This is a genomic window from Bacillus sp. SRL337 (assembly GCF_984799155.1).
Genome location: NZ_OZ481793.1, coordinates 50,639 through 77,333, shown reverse-complemented (window position 1 = coordinate 77,333; position 26,695 = coordinate 50,639). Strand labels below are relative to the sequence as shown.

Sequence of the window (26,695 nt, the reverse complement as noted above, 5' to 3'; positions counted from 1 at the left end):
TGGTTTATTTCATCCGTTCAGATACGGATCTGAGCTTATCGCCAAGCGGCAGCTCATTCAGTTCCTTTGGTGTAAAGACGTTCCCTTTTATAATAATCAAGATAAAAATGATTCCTCCGATCGCAGTCCCTGTCAATGATTGTATAGCAGCCAGCAGCCTTGACTCTTCTCCTGCCAGCATGCCAAAAAGAAAGAAGTAAAGCTGCAAACCAGCTGTCATTCCTGCTCCGGCTGTTCCGGTAACAAGATAAAAACGCGGGGACAGAAATAGAAACGCAAATTGCTTCTTAAGCCGTATTACAAGAATAATGGTAATCACCGCTAAAGCGATGATGGTCGATATCGATGCCCCCATTGTTCCATACCGGCTTACAAGCAGGTTATTTAACATATATTTAACGGTGAGTCCTCCTATTATTGTCCATGCAGGAAAATAGATCAGTTCTACTCCCTGAAGGATGCCCGAAACAGTTAAAATAATCGAGCTGAATAGAACGGATATACAGAAAACAGCGATGACATCCGAACCGGAGCTGTTTTGAAAGAGCATGATGTTTGTTGGTTCTATGATATTAATCAGTCCAAGGGCAGCTGCAAATCCTGCTAGACTGCCGATTTTTAATGCCAGCCTGATTTTCCGGGTCATATCATCCTTTTCGCCTTTTCGGAAAGCTGCTGTAATCATCGGTACCAGTGTTAAGGAAAGAGATGTACTGACAACGGTACCCAGCTGAATGAACGGCTGGCCCCTGTCATAGATTCCTTTTAATTGTTTTGCATCTTCTTCCGACAACCCTGATTGCAGCAACAGTGAATAAACATTTAACGCGTCGATCAGTTGAAGCAATACAAGCAGCATTCCGCTTACACATATGGCTGTCCCATGCTTCAGTAGTCTTGACCAGATCTCTTTATAGTCAGCCCTCAACCTGATGGGAAAGAACACCCGGATATTGTCCTTCCATACAAATGTAAAAAGTATGAAGATACATATCAGCCCTCCGGTAAGCGAGCCGAACAAAGCCCCGGCACCAGCCATATATAAGGAATACCCCTTAGCTGTAAGGATGGCAGAGAAGGAAATGATGGTAGCAACTCTTGCAAGCTGCTCCCCCACCTGGGAAATTGCAGTTGGCACCATATTGCCTGTTCCCTGGTAAAAACCTCTAAGGCCCGATATAAACGGAAGCAGCAAAAAAGTGACACTGATCAATTCAATCAGCGCTTTCAGTTGAGAATCACCCATTAAGGAAGCAATGGAACCTGCCCCAAAGTAAATAACCAGAAACCAAAGGACTCCTGTGATGGTTAGAAAAAGAAAAGAAGATTGGATGACGGCGTGAATTTCTTTTTCATTCTTTCCCTCCTGCCGCTCGGCAATCATTTTTGAAATAATCACCGGAAATCCATATGTAGAAAGAGCAAGGGCTATACCATAGAAAGGATAGACCTGCTGATAAATATAAAATCCTATATCCCCGACAATATTTTGGAAAGGAATCCGGTAAACGGCGCTAAGTATTTTTGTAATCAGAGCTGCCGCTGTTAGGATAAACGTTCCCATTACCAGTTTTTTTGAAGTAATATCGTAAGGCAATCGTTGGTTCCTGCCTTCCTATGCAAATTAATGTACTGTATTATAACACAATTTCTCCCATGACCTTCATCTTCAACCTTCGGCGGATCCCCTTAAGAGCACAAAAAAAGAAGCGGTGAACCACCGCTCCTGCATTAGGATTCCATTTGTCTTGCTAAAAAGCCCGCTGCCGTTTCGACTGCCTTTTGCTCAACTTCACCGATTGTCTTATCCTTCGAGAAAATGGTTACGGATCCAATTGGATCACCATTTGCAATGATCGGAGCGATTGTATAAGAAGAGACTTCCTCTTCAAAACCATCCACCAACTCAATTTTTCCTTGCTGAGTGTGAAGTACGGAATTGCGTTCTCCCATTTGCTTTTCAATGAGATCACTAATATTCTTGTTTAAGTATTCTTTTTTAGAGCCACCTGCAATTGTAATTATAACGTCCCTGTCGGAGATAATGACGGAGCTTCCAAGACTGTCATACAAAGCTTCAGCATATTCTTTTGCAAAATCACTTAACTCACTGATTGGTGAGTATTTTTTCAAGATGACCTCTCCGTCTCTATCAACGAAAATTTCCAACGGGTCACCTTCGCGAATCCTTAGAGTCCTGCGAATTTCCTTTGGAATAACGACACGACCCAAATCATCAATACGACGAACAATACCAGTTGCTTTCATCTATAGTTGCCTCACTTTCATCAGATGATTTTTTTCGGTAATTACTTTTGTATTCATTACCAAACTTGACTTTAGTATCCTTCAACAGGAAACTTCTATGCACTATACAAATTTTTTTCTGAAATTACGTTTTTGTTCTAGTTGAGGTTTATTTTACCAACAGCGGCTTCATTAATTAGATACCCGAGCTCGTCCAAAATAAACAAAAATCGCTTATTACATTTAGGTTACATATAAAGCGGAAGCGGCCGTTCAGCGACGTACGGATTGGAAGGCTTCTGAATGAGATAAAGGAATCACGAAGAGCGGAGCGATTCGATGATGACTTATCGCAAGGAAGAAGACTGAAATCCGCTAGGCGCTGGCCGCTGGAGCTGGATTGACTAAAAAGCGAAAGCGCCTCGATCAGCCCCGACAGGCATAAGACGAGCCGGCGGGAAGGTTGCTCTTTAACCTTCCTGACAGATTGGCTTATGACCCCGAGGGGCTAGGCGCTGGAGCTGGATTACATATAAAGCGGAAGCGGCCCAGTTTAGCGGCGTACAGATTGGAGGGCTCTCGCATGAGATAAAGGAAACACAACGAACATAGTGAGTTGATGTTGACTTATCGCAAGGAGGAGCCCGGAAGTCCGCTAGCAGCTGGGCATTGGAGCTGGATTCGCAAGGAGAGAGACTGAAATCTGCTAGCCGCTGGGGCAGTGTTTGATACTTCTATTATAAAATAAGGATTTGATAGTGGATAGTATCCTATTACCAGCTTGTTGATTGGAGTGGAAGATGGGCGACCTCCTGCGGGATTAGCGGGACAGGTGAGACCCCGCAGGCGCAGCTGAGGAGGCTCACCGCCCGCCCCGCGGAGTCGTACACCTGGAACGGAAATCAACATTTTCTCATAAAATCTCAAGTAAAAAAGGCAGAATCGCTCATTGAATTGAACGATTCTGCCTTTTAAATTTTTCTTGGACTTTTTCAGTTCCCTCGCGACCGGGTGTTTTAATCAGGAATGGACTTCTGCATCCTTCCTCGCAAATTGGATGTTTTTCACGATATCATAAGCAATATTGAACCATTGTGATGTTTTCATTCTGTTTGTATTGATCGTGATTTTTAATTTCTGTTCTTCCATGCCCAGGCCGACTGCACGCCCATGCTTGTTGCAGATATCGAACACCTTGCTGCCGTCGATTTCCTGAGTGCCCTCGGGCGACATAAAAATCGACATTTCTTTTTTGTTCTGCTTGATGCTTTCCAGCTTCGCCTGTCTTGCATATACCTTCATTTCTGCAATCTGGAAGAGGTACGCAGTTTCTTCAGGATATTCCCCGAAACGATCAAGCATTTCATCCTGCAGCTCTTCTACTTCCTTCAGTGTAGAAACAGAACGGAAGCGCTTGTACATTTCAATCTTTTGATGGCCGTCCTTGATATAGTCATCAGGGATGTAAGCATCAATTTCCATGTCGACTTCAAAAGAATACCCCTTCTCTTTTGGCAGGTCGCCTTTTCTTTCTTCAATAGCCTCTTTCAGCATTTGTGAATAAAGATCGAAACCGACAGAATCAATGAATCCATGCTGTTGGGCCCCAAGAATATTACCAGCTCCCCTGATCGTCAAATCTCGCATGGCAATTTTAAAACCGGAACCAAGCTCGGTAAACTCTTTAATAGCCTGCAGTCTTTTTTCAGCAACTTCAGTAAGTACTTTATCTTTTCGATAGGTGAAATAGGAATAGGCCACCCTGTTGGAACGTCCGACCCGTCCTCTTAACTGATAAAGCTGGGAAAGACCCATCCGGTCAGCGTCATACACAATCAGCGTGTTGACATTCGGGATGTCGACACCCGTTTCAATGATGGTCGTTGTGACAAGAACATCATATTCACCATCCAGAAAGCTGAGGATGATCGATTCCAGTTCATTCTCATTCATCTTCCCATGAGCAAATGCCACTCTTGCATCTGGAACAAGCATGGAAATTTCCTCTGCTTTCCGCTCGATATCTTCCACCCGGTTATACAGAAAGTACACCTGTCCATTTCTGGCAAGTTCTCGTTCAATTGCTTCCTTGATCAGGACACCGTTGTATTCCATGACATATGTCTGCACTGGGAAGCGGTTTTCCGGCGGCGTTTCAATAACCGAGAGATCCCTGACCCCAAGCATCGACATGTGCAGTGTCCGTGGGATTGGTGTCGCCGTCAAAGTCAGTACATCGACATTGGTCTTCAGTTGCTTGATTTTCTCTTTATGTGTAACCCCGAACCTTTGTTCTTCGTCAATAATCAGCAGACCTAATTCACGGTATTGTATATCTTTTGATAAAATCCTATGTGTGCCGATGACGACATCGACAGTACCCGCTTTGATTCCCTTAATGGTTTCTGTCTGCTGCTTTTTCGTCCGGAACCTGCTAAGCAGGCCGACTTCAAGGCCGAAATCCTGAAACCTTTCTTTCATTGTTTCATAGTGCTGCTGTGCAAGGATTGTGGTCGGTACTAGCAAGGCTACCTGTTTTCCATCCACTACCGCTTTAAAAGCGGCCCTGATGGCTACTTCTGTTTTACCATAGCCTACATCCCCGCAAAGCAGGCGGTCCATTGGACGTTCTCGTTCCATATCTTTTTTGATTTCATCGATGGAACGCAGCTGATCTTCCGTTTCCTGATATGGAAAGGCAGTTTCAAATTCTCTTTGCATATCACCGTCAGGAGAAAAGGCATATCCTTTGGAAGCTTCGCGTTCTGCATAAAGCTTGATAAGATCGTCTGCGATATCCTTTACGGATGATTCAACTTTACTTTTGACCTTTTTCCATTCGGATCCGCCCAGTTTATACAGTTTAGGCTCCTTGCTCTCAGAAGCCACATACTTTTGAACAAGATCAAACTGTTCGACAGGAACATACAACTTGTCATTTCCCTGATATTTAATATGAAGATAATCCTTATGAACACCATTGATCTCAAGGGTTTCAATCCCTAAGTATTTTCCAATTCCATGGTTGACATGGACAACATGGTCGCCGACTTTCAACTCGGAATAGCTTTTAATCCTTTCCGCATTTGAAAGTTTTTGCTTTCGCGGTGCTTTTCTCGTTTTTTTATTGAAGAGCTCTTCTTCTGTCAATACAGCAATCTTCATCATTGGGAGCTCAAACCCGCTTGTTAGATGCCCACTCATGATTTGTGCCTGGCCGTTTAACAATTTACCGCCATCCGGTGCCACCGCTACCTCAATATCATAGTCATCCAGAACCCGTTGGAGCTTCTTTATGCGGTCTTCATCAGGTCCTAGCAGGATGATAGTGAAATTACTTTTTTTCCAGCGGTCAAGTTCTGCTTTTAGGACATGCATCTGCCCATGAAAGCTCTGCATAGGCTTGCTGGAAATATTGAAAATATTCTGCGGGCTGGAATTCGGGATGTGACGCAGGAATAAAGAGAAATAAACCTTCGGCAGACTGGTCTGAATCAACAGCTTTGAAAGGTTGTGTGAGACTGGGACATCATGGACAATTTCCCCTTCTTGTAAAAGAGATGTATACCAGTCTGCTTCTTCTTTATCCAAGGACTCGCCCATTTCCTGTATTCTGCCCAGCTCATCAAGAAAGAAAATGCCTTCTTCCGGAAGATAATCTAGCAAGCTAGCAGGTTCCTCGTAAGCAAACGATAGATATTTATATACCTGTTCCGGCTTTTGGCCATTCTTCAGCTGTTCCAACTCATAGCTGATATTCTGAGTCAGCTTTTCCTTCACCGGGTCACTTTTTAGTTTTTTCAGGCTTTTGGAAAGTCCTGATTCCAGCCTCTCGATAATAGTCTCAAGATGCCCGCCCTTCATGATCGTTTCTGAAGCGGGGCCAATATGAACCTCTTTCATCTTCTCGATCGACCTTTGATCTTCTAATGAAAAGGAACGAATGGAATCGACCTCTGTATCAAACAACTCGATACGGACTGGCGTTTCCATTGTATGGGGGAAAATGTCAAGAATACCTCCCCGTAAACTGAATTCTCCCGGTGTCCCGACCATTTCACTGCGCTGATAACCCATGACCAACAGCTGATTTAAAAGGTTGTCCAAGTCGATATCTTCTCCCAGAGTGAATGACAGCTGCATTGATTTCCATAGTGATTTTGGCGGCAGGATCTTTCTTAAACCGGCAGCCGGAACGACAAATATCCCTTTCTGGTCCAAGGCAAGCCTGTTTAAAACCTCAATCCTCTGTGACTTCAACTCGGGGCTTGCGACACTTAATTCTGCAGCAATCAATTCATTGGCTGGGTAAAGGTAAACTTCTTCATCAGACAAAAATTGAAGAAGGTCATCATAGATTTTTTGTGCCTGCAGCAAATTGTGGGTAAGGACAATGGCTGATTTCCCTGTTGTTCGGAACATAGAAGCGATGAACATGCTTCGTGAAGAGCCTGACAACCCTGCAACAAGTTGTTCCCCAAGGCCTTCCTCTACCCCGGCAGCCAAGGCCTCCAATTCTTCATTCTGACCAATGAAGTGTAGAATGCTTTTCAAGGGAGTCTTCCTCCTCTCTATTTTATATATATTTCTTTTTCTAAAAAATGGGTTAATTAACTCCAGCCATCCATGGTACCTATTGTTAATTGAAGCCGAAGCTTGAAGGCTTCTGTAGGCTTGCGGGTTAGTGAGACTCCACAGGCGCAGCCGAGGAGGCGAATCCGGCTGCAGCGGCAATCAACGTTAAGCAGGCCACATTGACGAAACTAAAGGCTGGTCTCTATAAATAAATTCTCGATTCCTCTGGCTCACAGTCTATCAACAAACACCCGGCCATCAGAAACATAGGACTTATATCAACAGAAAAATGCTTTGGTTTATACCAAAGCCCCTTAATGGATCAGATAATCTGATTGATGATAATCCGGATTGCGATTCAGTGACTCCTGGCAGTCCTCGCAAATCGTTTTAATATGAATATCTCCATTTTGTTCATATGATACCATATTCATGCGGTCTTCATCAGAAAGTTTATGCAGGCCCACTTGTTCGGAATGTACCGAAACTTGTTCCAAGCTTCCAACTTTATAACCGCAATGGCGGCAGTAATAATGAATCGCCATATTATTCCTCCTTCAAAAAACACCTGTCATTAGTATGAACGGGTTCTGAAAGAGTTATACAGCTTCTCATTCAGTTAAATGTATTCATTACTTCAAGGAAAGGCTTTTCCAACCATGCCTCACAAGCATCGGCACTGGATTTGATTACATCCTGCATCGTTTCCCACTCTTCCAGTGTAAATTTCCCAAGCACATAATCGGGGACCTTCATTCCACTTGGCGGGCGGTCAATGCCCACTCGTATCCTGTTGAACTGCTGGGTACCCAAATGGGCAATGATGGACTTCATGCCATTATGGCCGCCCGGACTCCCTTTTTGGCGAAGCCGTAATTTTCCGACCGGCAAATCAAGATCGTCATATATTACTACCAAATCCTCCTCATCGATATCAAAGTAGTCCATCAGAGGAACAATACTTTCTCCCGATAAGTTCATATATGTAAGAGGCTTAAGTAATATGACCTTTTCTCCTTTATAGTGGACGCTTGTATATACCCCTTTAAATTTAGACTGATTCAGGGGACTGTCAAACCTTTTGGCCAATTCATCTATAATCTCAAAGCCAATATTATGTCTTGTATGATCATATTGTGACCCTGGATTCCCCAGCCCGACTATTAATTTCATGATTTTACACCTCATTTTTCATGCACTATCAATACCATAAGCATAAATGATAAAAGACGCAACCCGCAAAGGCTGCGTCCGGAGATATATTTATCGTATTCTTAAGCTCCTTCACTTTCGCCGCTTGCGTCTGTCTCACGGCCTTCCTCATTTTCAGGCTGACCTGCTTCCTGTTCTTCGCCGGAGCTGATTTCTTCCTCTTGGCGAGGTGCCAGGACAGAGGCAATTGTACGTTCATCCTCTGCGTTAATGGTAAAGGAGTGTTTTCCTTTGATATCACCGACCGTAATGGTTTCTCCAACTTGAAGTCGGGAAATATCAACTTGAATGCTGTCAGGTATATCAGAAGGTTTAGCTGTTACGGATACATCGTGCAGCGGCTGCTGTAAGACGCCTCCGTCTTTAACACCTGCTGATTCACCCACAAGCTCGATACGGACATCCGCATCCATCTCACTGGACATATTCACTGCCAGAAAATCAGCATGGGTGACAGCATCCTTGATATGATCCTGTTGATATTCACTTAATACAACATTCTGTGTGTTACCATCAATATTTAAAGAGATGATCCCATTGCGTCCTGCCTCTCTCATCGTTTTAATGAACTCAATTGAATCAATCGCAATAGGTGTAGTGTCTGTTTTATATCCGTATACTACTGCAGGAATACTCCCTTGATGTCGAAGTTTGGTTAGATCTGATCGTCTGCCGCTTGTACGGCTATTAGCTTTAAGTTCTACAGCCATGATTAAAACCCCTTCCTCAGTTTTCTATATTAGTCTCTCTATAGAAAATACCCTAAAAAAGGTAATATTAAACAGGTTGGTTAAAAATACTTCTCATGGAGGTTGTCACTTTCTCTACACGGATAAGATGATCCGTAATAGTTTCATTTACGAATGACTCTCTAAAGATCATTATCAAAATCTTTTATAATAAACTTATTACATGTGAAGATCAGGTGGCTATCCAGAGATGACCTTTTCTAGGTGTTCTACTATTTAAGATTCTTATCTACTGGCTTCATTGCAATGTTCAACTGTTTCAAGGTCACCACATCACCCGGCTTCACTTAGAATTCAAAGCAAAAACCAGACGAAGAGTCTCGTCTGGTTTTTAGTAATGATCAATCAAACAATGTACTTACTGATTGTTCCTCGTAAACGCGGATGATGGCTTCACTGATTAGAGGAGCAACAGAAAGCTGCTCGATTTTATCAATCATTTTATCTTCAGTTAGAGGAATGGAGTTTGTTACTACCAATTCTTTGATTTTTGAATTCTGGATTCTTTCAATTGCAGGACCTGAGAGAACTGGATGTGTACAGCAAGCGTAAACTTCCTTTGCTCCATTTTCAACCAAGGCATTGGCTCCCAGCGTAATTGTCCCGGCTGTATCAATGATATCATCGATCAGGATCGCAATTTTTCCATCGATGTTACCAACGATGTTCATAACCTCGGATACATTTGGTTTAGGACGGCGCTTATCGATGATGGCAATCGGCGCTTTCAACCTTTCAGCTAATTTACGGGCTCTCGTCACCCCGCCATGGTCAGGAGAGACAACAACGACATCTTCAGAGTTGAAGCCTTTTTCAAGGAAGTAATCGCCCAAAATCGGTACACCCATCAAATGGTCGATCAGGATATCAAAGAAGCCTTGGATCTGAGGTGCATGCAGATCAAGAGTGATAACACGAAAAGCACCGGCAGTCTCAAGAAGATTCGCTACAAGCTTAGCTGTGATCGGCTCACGGGCACGCGCTTTACGATCTTGTCTTGCGTACCCATAGTATGGCATCACAATATTAATAGTCTTTGCAGATGCTCTCTTAAGGGCATCAACCATGATCAGCAGTTCCATCAGGTTTTCATTTACAGGAGCACTTGTTGATTGGATTACAAATACATCACAGCCGCGGATGCTTTCTTCAATATTGATTTGAATTTCTCCGTCACTGAATTGTTTTACTGTACACTGACCAAGTGGCACTCCCACTTCTTTTGCAATTTCTTCTGCAAGAGCAGGATTCGAATTCAAAGAAAAGATTTTCAGTTTAGAATTAGAGTAACTGTTAGGCATGGCAACCTCCAAATTAGTTGTTGTTAAGATTTAATTTATTTACATAGTTCTCTTTATTCACTTGACGTGCTCTGGCAACGGACAAGGCTTCCCCCGGAACATCCTGTGTAATGGTGGAACCGGCAGCGACATACGCTCCTTTTCCAATAGTGACAGGAGCTACAAGGTTTGAATTGCAGCCGACAAAAACGCCATCTTCAATTTTTGTCAGGTGCTTATTCTTTCCATCGTAATTGACCGTAATGGATCCACAGCCGATGTTTACGTCTTCGCCCACTTCGGCATCCCCGATATAGCTTAGGTGAGAAGCTTTGCTGCCCTTCCCGAATTTCACTTTTTTCAATTCAACAAAGTTGCCGACCTTGACCTCATCCATCACCTGTGACTGAGGGCGGATATGAGCAAACGGACCAATATTGACATCAGAGCCAATTTCACTATCATGGGCAACCGATTGCTTGATCACCGTATTGTCTCCGATCGTGCAGTCTTTTATTTCCGTATGAGGACCGATGACCGAATCTTCTCCGATGACAGTGGAACCTTTGATTACTGAGCCTGGGTGAATCACGGTGTCACGCCCAATCTCAACGTCTGCCCCGATATAAGTAGTGTTTGCATCAATGAAGGTAACACCATTTCTCATATGCTTTTCATTGATTCGCTTCTTCATGATTTGTTCAGCCTGCGACAACGCCACACGATCATTGACACCCAGGGTTTCTTCAAAGTCATCCGTTTGGTAAGCACTGACGACTTCTCCTTCTTCTTTCAGGATTTCAATCACATCTGGTAAGTAATATTCGCCCTGGCTGTTGTCATTAGACACTTTCTTCAACGCTTCAAAAAGTGCTTTATTATCGAAGCAGTAAGTTCCTGTATTGATTTCGTCAACAAGCCGCTCCTCTTCGGAAGCATCCTTATGTTCAACAATTTTTTCCACTAGCCCTTCTTCATTACGGATGATTCTTCCGTAGCCGGCTGCATCTTCAGGCTTTCCTGTCAGGATGGTCGCTTTTGCTTTCAGCTCATCATGATGCTTTAATAGCGCTTCCATCGTGTCAGCCTTAATAAGCGGAGTATCTCCACAGACAACAATAGTGGTTCCTTCCAAACTGCCAAGGGCATCTTCCGCCTGCATAACTGCATGTGCAGTGCCCAGCTGTTCCGCCTGCAGAGCAAATTCACTTCTGCCCTCCAGATGAGTCTGAACAAGCTCGGCGCCATGGCCTACAATTGTAACGGTCTTATTTATATCGAGAGCGGTAATTTGATCTACCACATGTTCTACCATCGGCTTGTCACAAACCGGGTGCAACACTTTATATAACTTGGATTTCATTCTGGTTCCCTGTCCTGCTGCTAAAATCACGGCATATCGATTGGTCATATATTTAGGGCCCTCCATTATCCTTTTTTCCATTACGAATATATCCTAAAAACCTGTATATTTCAAGGAATCTCTTTAAAATACACATATTTGACAACGCTCGGCATGATTATTCCTGACACAAAATAACGGACTGTAAAAAATGAAGGACAACTGTGTGAATGGAAACTGGCATAGAGAGACTATTCGGGGGATTACTAATGGAAGGCATTATAAGAAGGCAAAAAAAGAGAGCCTTACTATTGAAGTAGGCTCCTGCTGTCAATATTCTATTAAGAAGCACTTCCAGCTTCTTCGAGTTCCACTTCTTCCAACTCACCTAAACGATGGTATTCTGTAAGAACGGCTTCTTGGATCTTACCACGGGTACCTGAATTGATAGGATGAGCGATATCACGGAATTCCCCATCAGGAGTGCGTTTGCTTGGCATTGCCACAAACAATCCGTTGTTGCCATCAATTACACGAATATCATGAACGACAAATTCATTGTCCAGTGTAATGGAAGCAATGGCTCTCATTCGACCATCGGTATTCACACGGCGTAATCTGACATCTGTTACTTCCACTGTGTTCACCACCTTTTTCCCTAGATGAAATCTACTTAATCTATTCAACGAAATTTTCTCAATTCCTTCTTAATTTGTAAAATATTTTGAAAAAATTATATTTTTTTTAAGATTTTCATTGAAAAGGCGGTTTAAACTTTGATTAGATAGGGAAAATGACCTGTTTTAATTATATTTTCACTGAGCATTAAACAAACCCCCCCGCAAGACTGGTAAGAGGATTTCTCTCCCTAAAAAAACAGGTAACGCTTTTCGCGTTACCTGTTTTTATCCATTATTATTTAACCAGCGCAATGACTTCAATTTCAACAAGCGCGTCTTTTGGCAGCCTTGCTACCTCTACGCAGGACCTTGCGGGTTTATGAGTATCAAAATATTGACCATAGACTTCATTGATAGCCCCAAAGTCGTCCATGTCTTTAATGAAGACTGTTGCTTTCACCACTGTACCAAGTGATGCTCCTGCCTCCTCCAAAACTGCCTGGAGGTTCTTAAATACCTGATGGGTCTGGTCTTCAACCGGTCCCTCCACCATTGATCCCTCTGCTGTCAAAGGAATCTGGCCTGAACTGTAGAATAAATTGTTGACGATGACCCCTTGAGAGTACGGACCGATGGCCGCTGGGGCATTGGGCGTGGAAATGCTTCTCATGTTAACTTCCTCCCGTTTCAAGAAATGAGATGTTTGATTGAAAGTAATTGCCTTCAGATACGTTGATTTGCTTTTCCTTCACATCTACATCCGACAATTTCACCAGAGATATATACTCATCTACCAGGCGTTCATCTGCCTTTTCCGCTTCTACCAGGACAGCAATCCCAGACAGTTCTGCAGAGAACTCATCCAGCAGGTTCTTCATGCCGTTAACTGTTCCTCCAGCTTTCATGAAGTCATCCACGATCAGGACTTTTGAACCTTCCCTTAAGCTTCTTTTAGAAAGGACCATGGTCTGAATCCGTTTTGTGGAACCGGACACATAGTTAATACTGACCGTTGAACCTTCTGTCACTTTGCTGTCTCTGCGGACAATCACCACTGGAACGTTCATATGACTGGCTATAGCATGGGCAATTGGTATCCCTTTCGTAGCCACAGTCATAATCACATCGATATCACTGTTAGAAAATGCAGAAGCAAAGAGTTTCCCAACTTTATCCATAGCACGGGGATTGCCCAGCAGATCGGTCATATATAAATAGCCCCCTGGAAGCAGCCGGTCCGGATTAGCCAGGTGACCACATAACTCTTCTATAGCTTCTTTGGCATCGGAAACATTGACTTTAGGGATATACCTTACACCGCCAGCAGCGCCAGGCACTGTTTGGACAGTTCCTACCCCTCTTGTCTCAAAGGTTTCTTTGATGATGCCAAGGTCTTCACTGATCGATGACTTGGCAGAACTGTATCGCTCAGAAAAAAATGTAAGAGGCACTAGTTGATGCGGACGTTCAAGTAAATAGTGCGTCATGTCAATCAGCCGTTCACTTCTTTTGAATTTCACTTCATCGTCTACCTCCCTAAAATCCGAATATTATAAGCTAAATATATCATTAATATACGGATTTAAGCAAGCGTATTTCGGTCTCCCTGCATCCTGACAGCAAAGACCTGGTCACAAAATCCGCGAAGGCCATTGTAAATCCTTGGCAGCCTTGACTCATATTGAACTAAGCCAAACACAGTGGGCCCGCTTCCGCTCATCAATACAGCATCAGCACCAAAACGCTCCATTTGCTCTTTAATCTGCTGGACCTCTGGATGCATCTTCAATGTTACAGACTCCAATACGTTCCCCAAACTCGAACACATACGATTATAATCACCCTGTGCCAAAGCAGACAGCATTCCTTTTGTATCAGGATGGCTTACGTGATCAAGCCTAAGGTTCTTGTATACATCAGCCGTGGACACTCCGATCGAAGGCTTGGCCAAGATAACCCAGCAGTTTGGCGGTGCCTTGATGTGCTGAATTTTTTCTCCTCTTCCTTTGGCCAGTGCCGTTCCTCCATACACACAGAAGGAAACGTCGGAACCAATCTCAGAGCCAAGCACTGCAAGTTCATCCAATGACAGCCCGAGCTTCCAAAGATCGTTCAATCCCCGAAGAGTAGCCGCAGCATCACTGCTTCCGCCAGCAAGGCCAGCTGCTACCGGGATGATTTTATCAATGGAAATCGATACGCCTTTTTTGATCCCCAGCCGGTCTTTCAATAAATGAGCTGCCTGATAGGCAAGATTGCGCTGATCATCCGGAACAAATCGATTATGCGACAAGATTTCAATCGTATCTTCTTTCAATTCCTGTAATTCAATCCGGTCGGCTAAATCAATGGTCGTCATAATCATTTCCACTTCATGATACCCATCCGGGCGTTTATGATGGACATCAAGCGTGAGATTGATTTTGGCCGGCGCCTTTACTAACGTTCTCATATAAATCACCTACTTTTACAAACCAATTAACTGAACATTCTCCATGAAAACAGGATAATTAATGGTGAAATGTCCTATTCGTTCGCATTATGCTTTTCGTGGAAATATCTATGAAGACTATTTTAGCATATTCCTTGTTTGGCATGCTGCAAAACCCCGACTTTTTTACACAGTTCACTCTCATGCTAGCCTTTATCAGGAAATATAATTCATAAACAGCGGGTTTTAAACCAGTTTTTTTCTTTAGGAACGGAAAATAGACCGGCTTGAAGGAGTTTTCCCTTTAAGCCGGTCTATGTTTGCGGCAAATCAGCAGTTCACTATTCCAGGAATCTTAGGATTGTTTGTTAATCATTCCTCTTTGCGCAAGCTCTACCGCTCTTTTGACCATATTACCGGCGTCCTTCGACCGGATGCCTCCCCAGCCTTCGCGCTGGACTGTATCATAGAAGCCAAGTTCTTTTGCAATTTCTTCCTTTAAGCGTTCAGACATTATCCTTCGTCTCCTGCTCATCACTATCCCTCCTTGTTTAAGGGCCGCATCATTAGCTTGAGCAAAAAACCGGAAACATTACGAGGAGGATGTCACCTGAAATACCAATATAAACAATAACTATGGAAAATGATCAATAAGTCTTCTTGAATGTACCTGGCTTAAACCAAATAAAAAAGCAGCAAACATATTCGTTTACTGCTCTAGGATCATGGCCCCTGCTGCTTCATCATAGAAAGTTAACTCAACTGTATCAGTGAGTACATCTGCATAGCTGTAAGAAACTCTTTCAAACGCATTTTCTTCTTGATCTAATTGTACAACAAATACTGAAGGGTAGGTCTCTGCTAACACACCAGAACGTTCAATCGTTTTGCGACGTCCGCCATTGGCTTTAAGCATCAAGCGTTTTCCTAAATTAGAATCAAGGGATTTTTTTATGTCGGCTAATGTTTTTGGCATTACGCTTCCACCTCACTGTAATTAGTATAACACTTTATGTAAAGAAAGTCAAATAAATTTATAATTTTATCAATAACGTTTAAACTCTGTCAATGCTTTTCATTCAACAAAATGCTTTTTTTTTCAACAATATTATATTTCCCCTAGTACTTTCATAATATGTAAGTGATTTTTTCAGCAATGGTTTTGACTGTTTTTATACGTTCTTGTCGAATTTCTTTAGGATTTTCCTTTATCCTTTTCTTGCTTTTTATACTTAGTACCCTAAAAGCCGTTTCCCAACACATGATTAGGACTGCCCCTCTCCTTGAGGACAGTTTAATGAAAAGAGCCGTATTGAATGCACTTCATACGGCTTCTCTATTACTCATCCTCCACTGGCTTGTATGGCATTCCTGTTCTAAGCACGCCCCGTGTTTCAATTCCTCCCAAGCCTTTATCACCCGTAAGAGTATTCCTTAAAATGTCCCACAAGTTGACCGGGTCTGTAAATGCGGTAAAACTGATTCTGGCGACGATATAAACAGGGTCCAGGGCATGAATATTCACACGCTGCGGGGAACTTGCAAAATTGGCTCCTGCGTGGATTAACGATTCAAAATGTGATTGGCATGCTCCTGCAAAGATAACAAGCTGATCGAGATGCGGCACTCGTCTCCGGGCTTCCCTGACCGTGTTGACAAAGAAACGTGAATGTCGGTATGCATTTATATCCGATTTCTTGCCCTTCGATTTTGTATATGCATCATGGCCAGTGATCACAAGTATATCCGGACGATATTTCTCAATTAACGGACCGATTCTTTCCGGCATTTCTTTCTCGTTGCAGTGAACGCCCGTGACAGGAACCCCTATCTTTTCATATAAATCAAGGCACTTTTGCAAATATGACTGATCCCCATCCAGGTGAAGCACCTTTCCCGGCACATGAAAATAATTGTATTCTTCACGATACGCATTCGTAGAGTTATATTCCTGTTTCTGTTTTTGCAAGTCGATATCCTGTCGAAACAACTCCAGCGACTGCTGTTCCATGGACCTGAACTCCCTGGTCCTCCTTCTGTATTCACGGGGATCAATAAGTTCCAGGTCCTCAATAGGGGCATCTGCAACCAGTCTATAGTCTTCTCCATATAATATCGCTGTTCGAACGCCGCCCGATTCCATTATATCGATAATCCGAAATAAAATGTCACACTGGTGAGACTTCCGGCCGACGATTGCATTGACCTCTAATTTCACTGGCGTCAACTCCATTGGATAGTACATCCTTTAAATAAATATTCCTTTAGTAACCTATGCACCAGCCCGAAAATCGGTGTCACCAGTGATAAGCAGTCCGTTTCTGCTGTTTGGCGCACAACTCCCCAGGACGGGGCATGAGCTTATAAATGGATACTGCTGTTCAGCAGCTTGCAAATTGGAAGACCCCGCCCATGATTAAGAAAAACCACATTGAAACTAATGAGTAAAAGTTACTTCGCACAAATACTTGGTTAGGCAGCCACGGCCAGGAGCTTGACGTATCCCCGCAGCAGACAGTAGGTCTTTTCCTTTCAACCACTTTACGAAGTCCTAAAGTTGAATTGAGACTACCTCTTCTTCTTCAATAACAATTAATCGGTGTCTAATAAAGGGAATTTAGGCTGCTGAATCGAAATTATGTATTTGTAAAATAAAAGGAGGTCATTAAATGTCTGATTTTATTTCCCATGTAGCTACTTTAGAAATACCTGTCAGCAGTCTTGAGAAAGCCATTCCCTTTTATAAAGAGGTAATAGGTGTTGAAGTTGAATTCAAGGGTGAAAAGAATGCCATGCTGACATTCAAGAAAAAAGGAGTACCAACTATATTTATGGTTGAAACCGAGGAAATAGACCAGGTATCTTTCAGGAATTCGAATAACGATGTGGAACACAGCATCATTGATTTTTATACTGCTGACTTAGAGGGATTCTACGAATGGCTGAAAGCAAAGGAAATTGATGTCGGCCCGCTGAATGTCCACCCTGAGCATGGATATGGCGGTTTCGGTTTCAGGGATCCAGATGGAAATCTACTTAGTGCCACGAATGTACTGCATGATGGGCAATGAAAACATATGAAAAGCCCAAGCTCCGTACTCAGCTGAGTACGGATGGAAGAGGCTCCGCATAGAATAAAGACACGCAACGTGCGGCGTGTGTCAATGCTGACTTTTCGCTAGAAGGAGACGGGGAAGTATGCCAGCCGCTATATCATGCTGAAGACCCCTAGTTTACCTTCAGTGGCCTATCACAAAGAAGGACCGGGGAAAAAATCCCTGGTCCTTTGCTCTATTAACCCGTTCAGTGCAGAGAAACCAATAAATAGAAAGGTAATTTGCGGTACAATTTGCATAGCATTTTGTATCGGCATACCAATGGTTTTGAAGTTTTTTCGCTTATTGCTGCATACTGATTTGCAGGCCGATTTGCACTACCGCATAAATGTATGTGGTGTTGCAAACTGGTCTGCATTTTATGTTACAAATTTGTCCGCGGATTCGTTAGTGCCAGATACAATAGATGGGAAGATGAAGGGGAATAACCCAGTGGGAGAAAAATAAGGGGAGATTTTACCGTTAGATGTAGAGTAGACGTGGTTTTTGCGGAAAATAAGGGGAGTTTTTCCCTTTATACAAAGCAAAGCTGCCTATTTTCCCGTCTTTTGAGTCAAATAAGAGGAATTTCTCCCTCTATTTAAGCTGTTTTCAATACGATTTGCTAATTAAGGGGAATTTTTCCCTCTATACACCTCAATTAGCAGAGAACCTGGTTTCATTGCTGAAGAATGCAAAGTTTAACGGGAAACCCGCTGTTCAACCGATCTGGGGCTTAATTAAATACCGCATAATAGAAGTGAGGAGCTGCAAGGTCGTTGGCAGCTCCTCTTTTTTGTGCAATTTTTCATACACATTACACTTCAAAACAGCCTGCAAAAATCTTTGTATTTTAACCCGCAAAACCACCAGCAAATAGGCATTTTCTCCCTCTCAACCGAACGGGTTATTTGCTCTATTTAGAGGGCTCTTTCCGTAAGCTTTGTTGCTATTTGATAATAATTCCGAAAGAAAGTGGAGTAATGAAACGGAAAAACCCCTGTTTAGCAAGAGAGAAAAGAGCTTCTCTCTCCTTTCAGAGCGAAAAACGTAGTATGCAGGGGAAAATTCGGCTTTTGGGATTTTTCCGGAAGTAACAATATATGCGAAAACAGCCTATTTAAATAATGGAAGAAGAGAGTTGCTCAAACTGGCAAACTCTTGAATACTGAGGGTTTCTCCCCTTCTCCCCGGGTCGATAGCCGCTTTTTCCAAAGAGGCCAAAATTCCATCCTTTTTCTGTTTTCCGTCCGGCAGCTGGCTGGTTAAATTATTTAGGATTGTTTTACGCCTTTGCGCAAACGACGCCCTCGTCACCTGGAAGAAAAACTCTTCATCATCCACTTCCGCTGCAGGCTTTTCTCTTTTCATCAGCCTGATGACAGCCGACTCCACATTCGGTTGAGGCATGAAGACGGTCTTCGGCACCGTCATGACCGTCTCTGCTTCCGTATAGTACTGAATAGCAATTGAAAGGGAGCCATACTCCTTGGTCCCTGGCTTCGCCGCAATCCTGTCCCCTACTTCCTTCTGAAGCATCACACAGATCCCCTTGACCGGCAGCCCTTCTGTTAGAAGCTTTAAGATGATTGGCGTTGTCACATAGTATGGCAAGTTTGCCACGACCATGATATCTTCGTACTCCGCCAATTCTTTTTCAATCATTTCCTCCACATTTGCTTTCAGGATGTCTTCATTCACAACCGTTACATTTTTATAAGGAGAAAGTGTATCTGCAAGGATTGGCAGTAGCCGCTGGTCAATTTCAAATGCAAGGACCTTTCCTGCAGATCGTGCCAGATGCTCGGTCAGTGCCCCAATTCCGGGACCAATTTCAATGGCCGCTGTTTTTTCCGTGAGGCCGGCATATTCAGTGATATTTCTTAATATATTAGGGTCAATCAAGAAGTTCTGCCCAAGGCTCTTTTTAAATGAAAAGCCATACTTCTTCAATATCTCCTTCGTTCGTATAGGGGTAGCAATATCTTTATGCATCTGTTTCCTCCTGTAATATCGTTTTGATGGCTTCTGCAAACTCCTCTTGTTTGATCTCAAACATCTTTAATCTTTTATGAAGCTGTTTTCCATTCGTGTATCCAATTCTCAACATCTCTCCAAGCCGCTCCCTTCTCGCCTTGGCTTTAGGTCCGCCTATCAGGCCAGCATCAATCAAATCATCCACACTGATTTCTTCCTGGAGGGATTCATTCATGATATGAGCTTCCTTTAGAGCCTCTTGTATCGCAGCAGGTGAGGCATGCTCCACCCCTAGCCCTCTTCCATTCCTGGGAAGAGCGTCACGTTTAGTGATGAAGGCGTGCTTACATCCCGGGACATGGTCACTTACTATTTTTCTTATTCGTTCACCAGGATAATCAGGATCAGTAAAAATAATGACCCCCCTTTTTTCCTGAGCGTGTTTTATTTTCAATAAAGTTTCTTTTGAAACAGCCGAACCATTTGTTTCAATAGTATCCGCATCGACCGCACGGCGTAACGCGGTTGTGTCGTCTCTGCCCTCTACCACAATAATTTCTTTTATTTTCATAATTCCTCCGAAAAAATTGAAACATTTTTGTAATCTAATGCGTCTAATAAGTAACAAGTAATTTTGCTTGCAAGGATTATTATATCGTTTTATAGGTTAAAGAGAAAAGAAATTCAAAAAAGCAGGGGGAAATCCCCCCTGCCCTGTAACTTAGTTTAAGATTTTGATTTTGACTTGTTTACGTCCCCAGTGGTATGCATCAGATTTAGAAGAGAAGAATACGTCAATCTTATTCCCTCTAATCGCTCCGCCTGTGTCGGCAGCCACTGCATATCCATATCCTTCAACATACACTTTTGTTCCCAATGGAATAACTGAAGGGTCGACAGCGATCACTTTGACTCCCGGATTGGCTTTTAGGTTAATTCCCGTAGCTGTGACACCGGAACATCCGTTGCAGCTGCCCGTGTATGCTGTAGAGCTCACGTAGAATTCCTTGCCGCTGCTTGAACTGGATGAGGAACTGCTTGAAGCAGAGCTGGAAGAACTGCCGCGTGACACCTGGGCAACCAGTACCTTTGTACCGACACTGACGATTTTATCCTGGCTCTCTTTTACAGTTTTTTCACTGACAAGTTTTCGTGATACTTCTTTGCCATTTTCTTTAACAACCTCATACTTTTTCTCGATCAAGCCCTGCTGTCCATCCTGAATGACTTCTTCCTTCCCTTTGCTGAGGTCGGAATCCTTTCTGGTTACAACAGTAAATTCTTTTGGTTCTTCCACTACATCGGTGACTTTTTTAACTCGAACGACATTTACAACACCATTCACTTTAACAGTGCTGTCTAAATTGGGTTCCACTCGGTCTTCTTCCGCTAGTGTGATTCCTTGTTGCTTTAAAAAGTCAGCGACCGTAGTCGAAGTTGACCATGCAGCCTTTTCATTCCCTCCATCTACAAGCTTCACAGGAAATGCAGGTACAATCTCAACTTTTGTTTTCTCTGTTACTCTTTCATCGAGGTTTATATTGACCTTGTCATGTTCACCAATCTCGATCTTTTCATCAGCAAGCAGTTCCTTGACTGTTTCCGCTGTCGTCCAGACCTTCTTGTTTTCACTTCCAACCTTTATTTCTACCTGTTTTGCCGGTTCCCAAACCACTTTCATGTTATTTGTAACCTCGGTCGATCCTGTAGGATACAAATAGTCTTCAGATTGCAAAGGAATTTTCATATCTTGCAAAATATCATGTATCGTATTTGCGTGTGTTCTAATTTCCTTTTCTTCGCCATTCAGTGTCAGTGCGACCGACTTCTTTGTCCCCTCGAACAGAAGGTAACCGAAAACTGCCGCAAACGCCAGTATACTTACGGACAGAATGGCCCATTTCCTTTTTTTCATCGACTTGGAAAACAGGTTTTTCATGTTTTCTTCACTCATGAAAAACGCCTCCTTTTCTCGGAGTGATTATATTAGACTAGCAACACACTTGTCAAGCCTAACCCCCTTAGTTTATGAGTCTAGTAATTTTGGGAACATATCGCCATTATGCAAAAACTCAAACCAAAAGGGAAGGATAACTTATCGACATGGTTATCCTATGAAAGAGATGAGAAATGTAGAACTTTAGATTTTTGATTGGAAGATGGACAAGCTTTCCCAAACCTCGACAAATTCACTTATCAATCTATGCCGAATAATTTCTTTGCATTCCGGGTTGTGATATCCGCCACTTCTTCAAATGAGATGCCTTTTAATTCAGCGATTTGTTCAGCAACCAATTTCACATAAGAAGGTTCATTACGCTTTCCCCTGTAAGGATGGGGTGCAAGATACGGGCAGTCGGTCTCGATCAGAAGCTTTTCCAAGGGTACTTCCTCCGCCACTTCTTTCGGCTTCTTGGCATTTTTGAAGGTAACCGGACCTCCCAATGAAATGAGAAAATTCATATCAAGGCATACACGGGCCGTTTCCGGACTGCCGCTGAAACAGTGCATGATGCCGCCTACTTCTTTCGCATCTTCTTCTTGTAATATATCTACTATGTCCTGTGTAGCTTCTCGGTTATGTATAACAATCGGGAGCTTGACTTTCTTCGCCAGCCTGATCTGTTTGCGGAAAACTTCCTGCTGTATGTCTTTCGGGGACTTATCCCAATGATAATCCAATCCTGTTTCCCCTATAGCGACAACTTTATGATGAGCGGACAATTCTTCAATCCACTTTAAATCTTCATCCGTCATATCAACGGCATCGACCGGGTGCCATCCAATAGCTGCGTAGAGAAAGTCATATTCCTCAACAAGCTGCATCGCCTTTTTGATGGTTGGGCGATCGAAGCCGACAACAACCATGTTTTGGACTCCCTCATTTTGTGCCCGCTCAATGACTTGCTCTAAATCTTCATTGAATTGCTCAGCGTTCAAATGGACATGTGTATCAAACAACATAATAAGACTCCTTTTAATACTATTATTTTATAATATTCTTCCATGACAAGCTTCTCACTTATGTAACGTTTTCATAACAAATGGAATTCCACTGGCAACTTCATTGCCGCTGCAAATTCAAGAATTCCGCGCAACAGGTGATGGATTAGAAAGAAGAGATCGTTCAGCTGCATACAGATCAAAGGTTTACGACCGGGATGGAGGAAGCACAATGAAAGTAGATGCTGTTGTTGATTCATCGCATAGCGGAATACGGAAGCTCCAGCTTGCTGGAGATCGATTCACTTTTCGGGGTCTCCCTTGTGCTCAATTCCCCCAAGCTCCCTCCTTCCGCTTACACATGAGAGGTGCAGTTTTCAATGTGATCCTCTATTTTTATAAGGGTTCCTTGAGGATTTAAACCATAATGCAAGATTATTGTTACCCTCTACTATCACCAGTAAACATTTTTTTGGAAAGATAAAGAGAGTGTTTCACGTGGAACACTCTCTTTATTAAGGGTTTATTTAACTTTTGCTCCATTGGCAAGAGATTCATCTACACTGGCTAACGAAAGCACTCCGTCTTTTTCACCTGCAAGAATCATTCCCTGAGACAATTCTCCTCGCAATTTTACCGGTTTTAGGTTGGTGACACAAATGACTTTTCTGCCAACCAGCTCTTCAGGCTTATAGAATTTTGCAATCCCGGAAACCACCTGGCGTTTTTCGTACCCAAGATCCAACTGGATTTTCAGAAGTTTATCGGCTTTTTTGACGGGCTCAGCATGTGTGACTGTCGCCACCCTGAAATCCACTTTCATGAAATCATCAATGGTGATTTCATCTGCTTCCGGTACCTCTTCTTCTTTTGTCTCTTCTTCTATTGGCTGAGGTGCAGTTCCGCGCATTTTTTCTTTAATGTATTCAACCTCTTCTGTGATATCCAATCTAGGGAAGATCGGCTCTCCTTTTTTCACAACCTTGGTGCCAGCCGGAATCATACCAAACTCTTCCAAGCTTTCCCATGTTGTCAATTCCACCTGATCTGCATTTAATTGTTCAAAGATTTTCTTCGGTGCTCTTGTCAGGAACGGCTGAAGCATTACTGCTGCACGGCGTAAAGTTTCCGCTAGATGGACCATAACATTTCCTAATTCACCTTTTTGTTCTTCCTGTTTTGCCAGCACCCAAGGCTGAGTCTCATCGATGTACTTATTCGTACGGCTGATCAGCTGCCACAAGCTCGATAAGGCAACTGAGAACTCCATCTTTTCCATCGCTTCTTCATATTGAGCAACCGTTTCTTTATTGACTGTGAGGAGTTCTTTATCAAACTGACCTTCTGAACCCTTATATTGAGGGATCTCCCCATCAAAGTACTTATTGACCATGGCTACAGTACGGTTCAGCAGGTTCCCCAAGTCATTGGCCAGGTCAAAATTGATTCTCTCGACAAAACCTTCCGGCGTAAATACTCCATCAGATCCGAACGGAACTTCACGCAATAAATAATAACGAAGGGAATCTAATCCGTAACGGTCAATCAGTGTGACTGGATCGACAACATTCCCTTTCGACTTCGACATTTTTCCATCTTTCATTAACAGCCAGCCATGAGCAAAGACTTTCTTTGGAAGCGGAAGGTCCAGTGCCATCAGCATGATAGGCCAGTAGATCGTATGAAAGCGGACAATTTCTTTTCCAACCAGATGGACATCCGCCGGCCAGTACTTCAGATACCTTGTATCGTTCTCTGTTCCATATCCGAGGGCAGTGATATAATTTGAAAGCGCGTCAATCCATACATAAATGACATGCTTCGGATCTCCGGGCACCTTTACGCCCCAATCGAATGTTGTCCTGGAGACAGCCAGATCTTCCAGTCCCGGCTTGATGAAGTTATTAATCATTTCATTTTTTCGTGATTCCGGCTGGATGAACTTAGGATTTTCATTATAGTATTCAATCAGGCGGTCTGCATATTTGCTCATCTTAAAAAAGTAGGATTCTTCTTTTACTTTTTCAACGGGACGGCCGCAGTCAGGACAATTTCCATTTTCAAGCTGGCGCTCTGTGAAAAAGGATTCACAAGGTGTGCAATACCATCCTTCATATTGGTCAAGATAGATATCTCCTTGTTCAAGCAAGCGGCTGAAGATTTTCTCGACAATATCTTTATGGCGCTTTTCCGTAGTACGGATGAAATCATCATAAGAAATATCAAGCTTTTCCCATAAGTCCTGGATCCCTGAGACAATGTCATCCACATATTGCTGAGGAGTAATTCCATCTTCTTCAGCCTTTCTCTGAATTTTCTGTCCATGTTCATCTGTACCTGTTAGATACATAACATCGAAGCCGCGCATTCTTTTATAACGGGCCATCGCATCTCCTGCTACTGTTGTATAAGCATGTCCGATATGTAAGTTTCCACTAGGGTAGTAAATTGGCGTTGTTAGATAGAAGGTCTTCAATTTCTCCTTCATAGTGCTGTTCCTCCCTTAATTGTTTTTCCATGTGTATTTTATTGGTTGGACAGGTGAAAAACCCGGTATTTTAACTAGTGCAATAAATACATCATAACCTCTTGTATCCTCAAAATATACCTAAAATAAGCTGTTTCTGCAACTAAGTGGGGACGCTCTTCCTTTCCTTTCGACATGAAATTCGGCTATTTGTCGTTTTTTGTCGAAAATGGAGATTTTGTTAACTGTTTATTCGACAATAGTTAACACAAGTTTGTTTTCAGATAATAATAATAAATTGGAAATTTTAATTGAACTAACATTGAGTAAACCTTGTAAAAACGGGATTGTTTCAAAAAAGAAAATAAAAAAATTTACAATTTTTATTATTGACGAATTTTGGAATCGCTGTTATTATAGATTCATACTTAAAAATATGTCGAAAAATGACGAATTAAAATACATTATTTTTTTGAGGGGAGTTATTTATAATGAAATCAACTGGTATTGTACGTAAAGTGGACGAACTTGGCCGTGTAGTAATTCCGATTGAACTGCGTCGTACTTTGGGAATTGCTGAAAAAGACTCTTTGGAAATCTATGTGGATGACGAGAGAATCATCCTTAAGAAATATAAGCCTAGCATGACTTGCCATGTGACAGGTGAAGTATCTGAAGATAACATTAAGTTAGCGGATGGAAAGCTGATTTTAAGCCGTGAAGGTGCCGAAAAGATCATTAAAGAAATTCAAGAATCATTTCAAATTGAAAAATAATTGAGTGAAAAAGTACCCTGAGGAACAGTCCTTTAAAAAGGCTGGTTCTCAGGGTACTTTTTTTGCTCTTTGCCAATACTTTAAATTGCCATGCCCATTTTTTGCAATGCTTGCTTTAGCGAATGAAAAGAGTTGATATCCTTTAAATTGATGCCAAGCTGGACAGATGTCATGGCTACTTCCGGCCTGATACCAGAGAGTGCCGTTTTAATCCCCAAAAGAGAGAGAGCCTGTATAATGGAATAAATCTGTTGGGCAACCATCGTGTCGACGACAGGGACACCCGATAAATCGATGCAGAGGGTGCCAATCTGCTCCTCCATGCATCTGGCTGGTACGGACTCCATTATCCTTGCTGCCCGCTCCGTATCAATGTCCCCTATTAACGGCAGAACGGCAATAGCTTCGCCAACCGGAATAACAGGGGAGCCTAATTCTGCTATTAATTCATGTTGGGCCTTCATCCGATCCCTTGTGATATCATAGTACATTTTTGAAAATTCCTGGATCAAAAGATCGAACGCAGTGTGAATCGATTGGCTCCATCCCAACACCTGTTTATTAGTAATTTCCTTCTCCATGTCTTCTACATATATATTCAGAAAGTCCATAATGACAGATCTGAATTGGTGCACGGATTCAAGTACCTCATATATAGGAGTCCCCAAATCCGCCCGGCTTCCTGCCACCATGGATGCCCATTGTTCCCGATTCTGATGATATTCCTCTTTATCGTCCAAAAGGGCGCTGGCAATCGTTTGTGTCGTCAATGCATTTTGTTCCCTTAACAGCATTTCATACTTTTCATCTGCATCAATGGAGTAGATGGAATTTGTTTTTTTTCCTCTCATCTGTAACCATTGTTCAGCTAAAACTGTTTTGTTCTCCACCAGTGCGTTATATAATTTTTCATTCATTGATTGTGTCATAACTAACTCCTTTGGAAAGTCATTTCCATTTCAGTTTAGCATTCTGCTTTTT

Annotated in this window: 23 protein-coding genes; 2 read left to right on the top strand and 21 right to left on the bottom strand. The window is 42.6% G+C overall.

The features are described 5' to 3' along the window. Positions 1-4: 4 nt before the first annotated feature. The 15 genes from AC4E8A_RS00360 to yabG form a co-directional block, all read right to left on the bottom strand. On the bottom strand, positions 5-1,597 hold the full coding sequence (locus AC4E8A_RS00360; protein WP_490196243.1) for a putative polysaccharide biosynthesis protein: 1,593 nt from the start codon (positions 1,595-1,597) through the stop codon (positions 5-7). Positions 1,598-1,731: 134 nt separating this feature from the next. Next, positions 1,732-2,268 (bottom strand): stage V sporulation protein T, encoded by a 537-nt coding sequence (gene spoVT / locus AC4E8A_RS00355; protein ID WP_490196242.1) that lies wholly within the window; start codon positions 2,266-2,268, stop codon positions 1,732-1,734. A gap of 999 nt (positions 2,269-3,267) precedes the next feature. After that, positions 3,268-6,801, bottom strand: a complete 3,534-nt coding sequence (gene mfd, locus AC4E8A_RS00350; RefSeq protein WP_490196241.1) for a transcription-repair coupling factor — start codon at positions 6,799-6,801, stop codon at positions 3,268-3,270. Positions 6,802-7,136: 335 nt separating this feature from the next. Further along, a complete protein-coding gene (gene fin, locus AC4E8A_RS00345) occupies positions 7,137-7,367 on the bottom strand; it encodes an anti-sigma-F factor Fin (protein ID WP_490196240.1) in 231 nt (76 codons plus the stop codon). A 70-nt stretch (positions 7,368-7,437) separates the two neighbouring features. Beyond that, the gene (pth, locus tag AC4E8A_RS00340; protein WP_490196239.1) at positions 7,438-7,995 is read right to left on the bottom strand and encodes an aminoacyl-tRNA hydrolase; all 558 of its coding nucleotides are present in this window, start codon (positions 7,993-7,995) and stop codon (positions 7,438-7,440) included. 101 nt (positions 7,996-8,096) lie between these two features. Next, positions 8,097-8,744, bottom strand: a complete 648-nt coding sequence (locus AC4E8A_RS00335) for a 50S ribosomal protein L25/general stress protein Ctc (RefSeq protein ID WP_490196238.1) — start codon at positions 8,742-8,744, stop codon at positions 8,097-8,099. Between the two features lie 380 nt (positions 8,745-9,124). Beyond that, the gene (locus AC4E8A_RS00330) at positions 9,125-10,084 is read right to left on the bottom strand and encodes a ribose-phosphate diphosphokinase (RefSeq protein ID WP_119548677.1); all 960 of its coding nucleotides are present in this window, start codon (positions 10,082-10,084) and stop codon (positions 9,125-9,127) included. Positions 10,085-10,097: 13 nt separating this feature from the next. Continuing rightward, the gene (glmU, locus tag AC4E8A_RS00325; RefSeq protein WP_490198729.1) at positions 10,098-11,474 is read right to left on the bottom strand and encodes a bifunctional UDP-N-acetylglucosamine diphosphorylase/glucosamine-1-phosphate N-acetyltransferase GlmU; all 1,377 of its coding nucleotides are present in this window, start codon (positions 11,472-11,474) and stop codon (positions 10,098-10,100) included. A gap of 272 nt (positions 11,475-11,746) precedes the next feature. Beyond that, on the bottom strand, positions 11,747-12,043 hold the full coding sequence (gene spoVG / locus AC4E8A_RS00320) for a septation regulator SpoVG (RefSeq protein ID WP_113928178.1): 297 nt from the start codon (positions 12,041-12,043) through the stop codon (positions 11,747-11,749). Between the two features lie 277 nt (positions 12,044-12,320). Next, positions 12,321-12,695, bottom strand: a complete 375-nt coding sequence (locus AC4E8A_RS00315) for a RidA family protein (RefSeq protein WP_490196237.1) — start codon at positions 12,693-12,695, stop codon at positions 12,321-12,323. A gap of 1 nt (position 12,696) precedes the next feature. Further along, positions 12,697-13,545, bottom strand: coding sequence for a pur operon repressor (purR, locus tag AC4E8A_RS00310; RefSeq protein WP_490196236.1), 849 nt, complete (start codon positions 13,543-13,545; stop codon positions 12,697-12,699). A 62-nt stretch (positions 13,546-13,607) separates the two neighbouring features. Beyond that, the gene (gene ispE, locus AC4E8A_RS00305; protein WP_490196235.1) at positions 13,608-14,477 is read right to left on the bottom strand and encodes a 4-(cytidine 5'-diphospho)-2-C-methyl-D-erythritol kinase; all 870 of its coding nucleotides are present in this window, start codon (positions 14,475-14,477) and stop codon (positions 13,608-13,610) included. 334 nt (positions 14,478-14,811) lie between these two features. Further along, on the bottom strand, positions 14,812-14,991 hold the full coding sequence (locus AC4E8A_RS00300) for a small, acid-soluble spore protein, alpha/beta type (RefSeq protein ID WP_490196234.1): 180 nt from the start codon (positions 14,989-14,991) through the stop codon (positions 14,812-14,814). A gap of 174 nt (positions 14,992-15,165) precedes the next feature. Next, entirely contained in the window at positions 15,166-15,432 is a 267-nt protein-coding gene (gene veg, locus AC4E8A_RS00295; RefSeq protein WP_409252466.1) for a biofilm formation stimulator Veg, read from the bottom strand. 363 nt (positions 15,433-15,795) lie between these two features. Continuing rightward, positions 15,796-16,689: a sporulation peptidase YabG gene (gene yabG, locus AC4E8A_RS00290; protein WP_490196233.1), complete on the bottom strand. Its 894-nt coding sequence runs from the start codon at positions 16,687-16,689 to the stop codon at positions 15,796-15,798. A 436-nt stretch (positions 16,690-17,125) separates the two neighbouring features. Between yabG and AC4E8A_RS00285 the strand changes: the two genes are divergently transcribed. Then, entirely contained in the window at positions 17,126-17,527 is a 402-nt protein-coding gene (locus AC4E8A_RS00285; protein ID WP_490196232.1) for a VOC family protein, read from the top strand. A gap of 1,140 nt (positions 17,528-18,667) precedes the next feature. Here AC4E8A_RS00285 and rsmA read toward each other — a convergent pair. The 5 genes from rsmA to metG all read right to left on the bottom strand — a co-directional run bounded on the left by rsmA (position 18,668) and on the right by metG (position 24,959). Next, complete coding sequence (rsmA, locus tag AC4E8A_RS00280; RefSeq protein WP_490196231.1) at positions 18,668-19,546, bottom strand: 16S rRNA (adenine(1518)-N(6)/adenine(1519)-N(6))-dimethyltransferase RsmA; 879 nt, start codon at positions 19,544-19,546, stop codon at positions 18,668-18,670. After that, complete coding sequence (gene rnmV, locus AC4E8A_RS00275) at positions 19,539-20,099, bottom strand: ribonuclease M5 (RefSeq protein ID WP_490196230.1); 561 nt, start codon at positions 20,097-20,099, stop codon at positions 19,539-19,541. The genes rsmA and rnmV overlap by 8 nt, the downstream gene beginning before the upstream one ends. Positions 20,100-20,249: 150 nt before the next feature. After that, positions 20,250-21,482: a resuscitation-promoting factor gene (locus AC4E8A_RS00270; protein ID WP_490196229.1), complete on the bottom strand. Its 1,233-nt coding sequence runs from the start codon at positions 21,480-21,482 to the stop codon at positions 20,250-20,252. 242 nt (positions 21,483-21,724) lie between these two features. After that, complete coding sequence (locus AC4E8A_RS00265) at positions 21,725-22,492, bottom strand: TatD family hydrolase (RefSeq protein WP_490196228.1); 768 nt, start codon at positions 22,490-22,492, stop codon at positions 21,725-21,727. Positions 22,493-22,994: 502 nt separating this feature from the next. Next, a complete protein-coding gene (gene metG, locus AC4E8A_RS00260; RefSeq protein ID WP_490196227.1) occupies positions 22,995-24,959 on the bottom strand; it encodes a methionine--tRNA ligase in 1,965 nt (654 codons plus the stop codon). Positions 24,960-25,429: 470 nt separating this feature from the next. Here metG and abrB point away from each other — a divergent pair, with 470 nt between their 5' ends. Then, the gene (gene abrB / locus AC4E8A_RS00255; protein WP_490196226.1) at positions 25,430-25,714 is read left to right on the top strand and encodes a transition state genes transcriptional regulator AbrB; all 285 of its coding nucleotides are present in this window, start codon (positions 25,430-25,432) and stop codon (positions 25,712-25,714) included. A gap of 80 nt (positions 25,715-25,794) precedes the next feature. Here the strand turns inward: abrB and AC4E8A_RS00250 are convergent, their stop codons facing one another. Next, the gene (locus tag AC4E8A_RS00250) at positions 25,795-26,643 is read right to left on the bottom strand and encodes an STAS domain-containing protein (protein ID WP_490196225.1); all 849 of its coding nucleotides are present in this window, start codon (positions 26,641-26,643) and stop codon (positions 25,795-25,797) included. Positions 26,644-26,695: the final 52 nt, after the last annotated feature.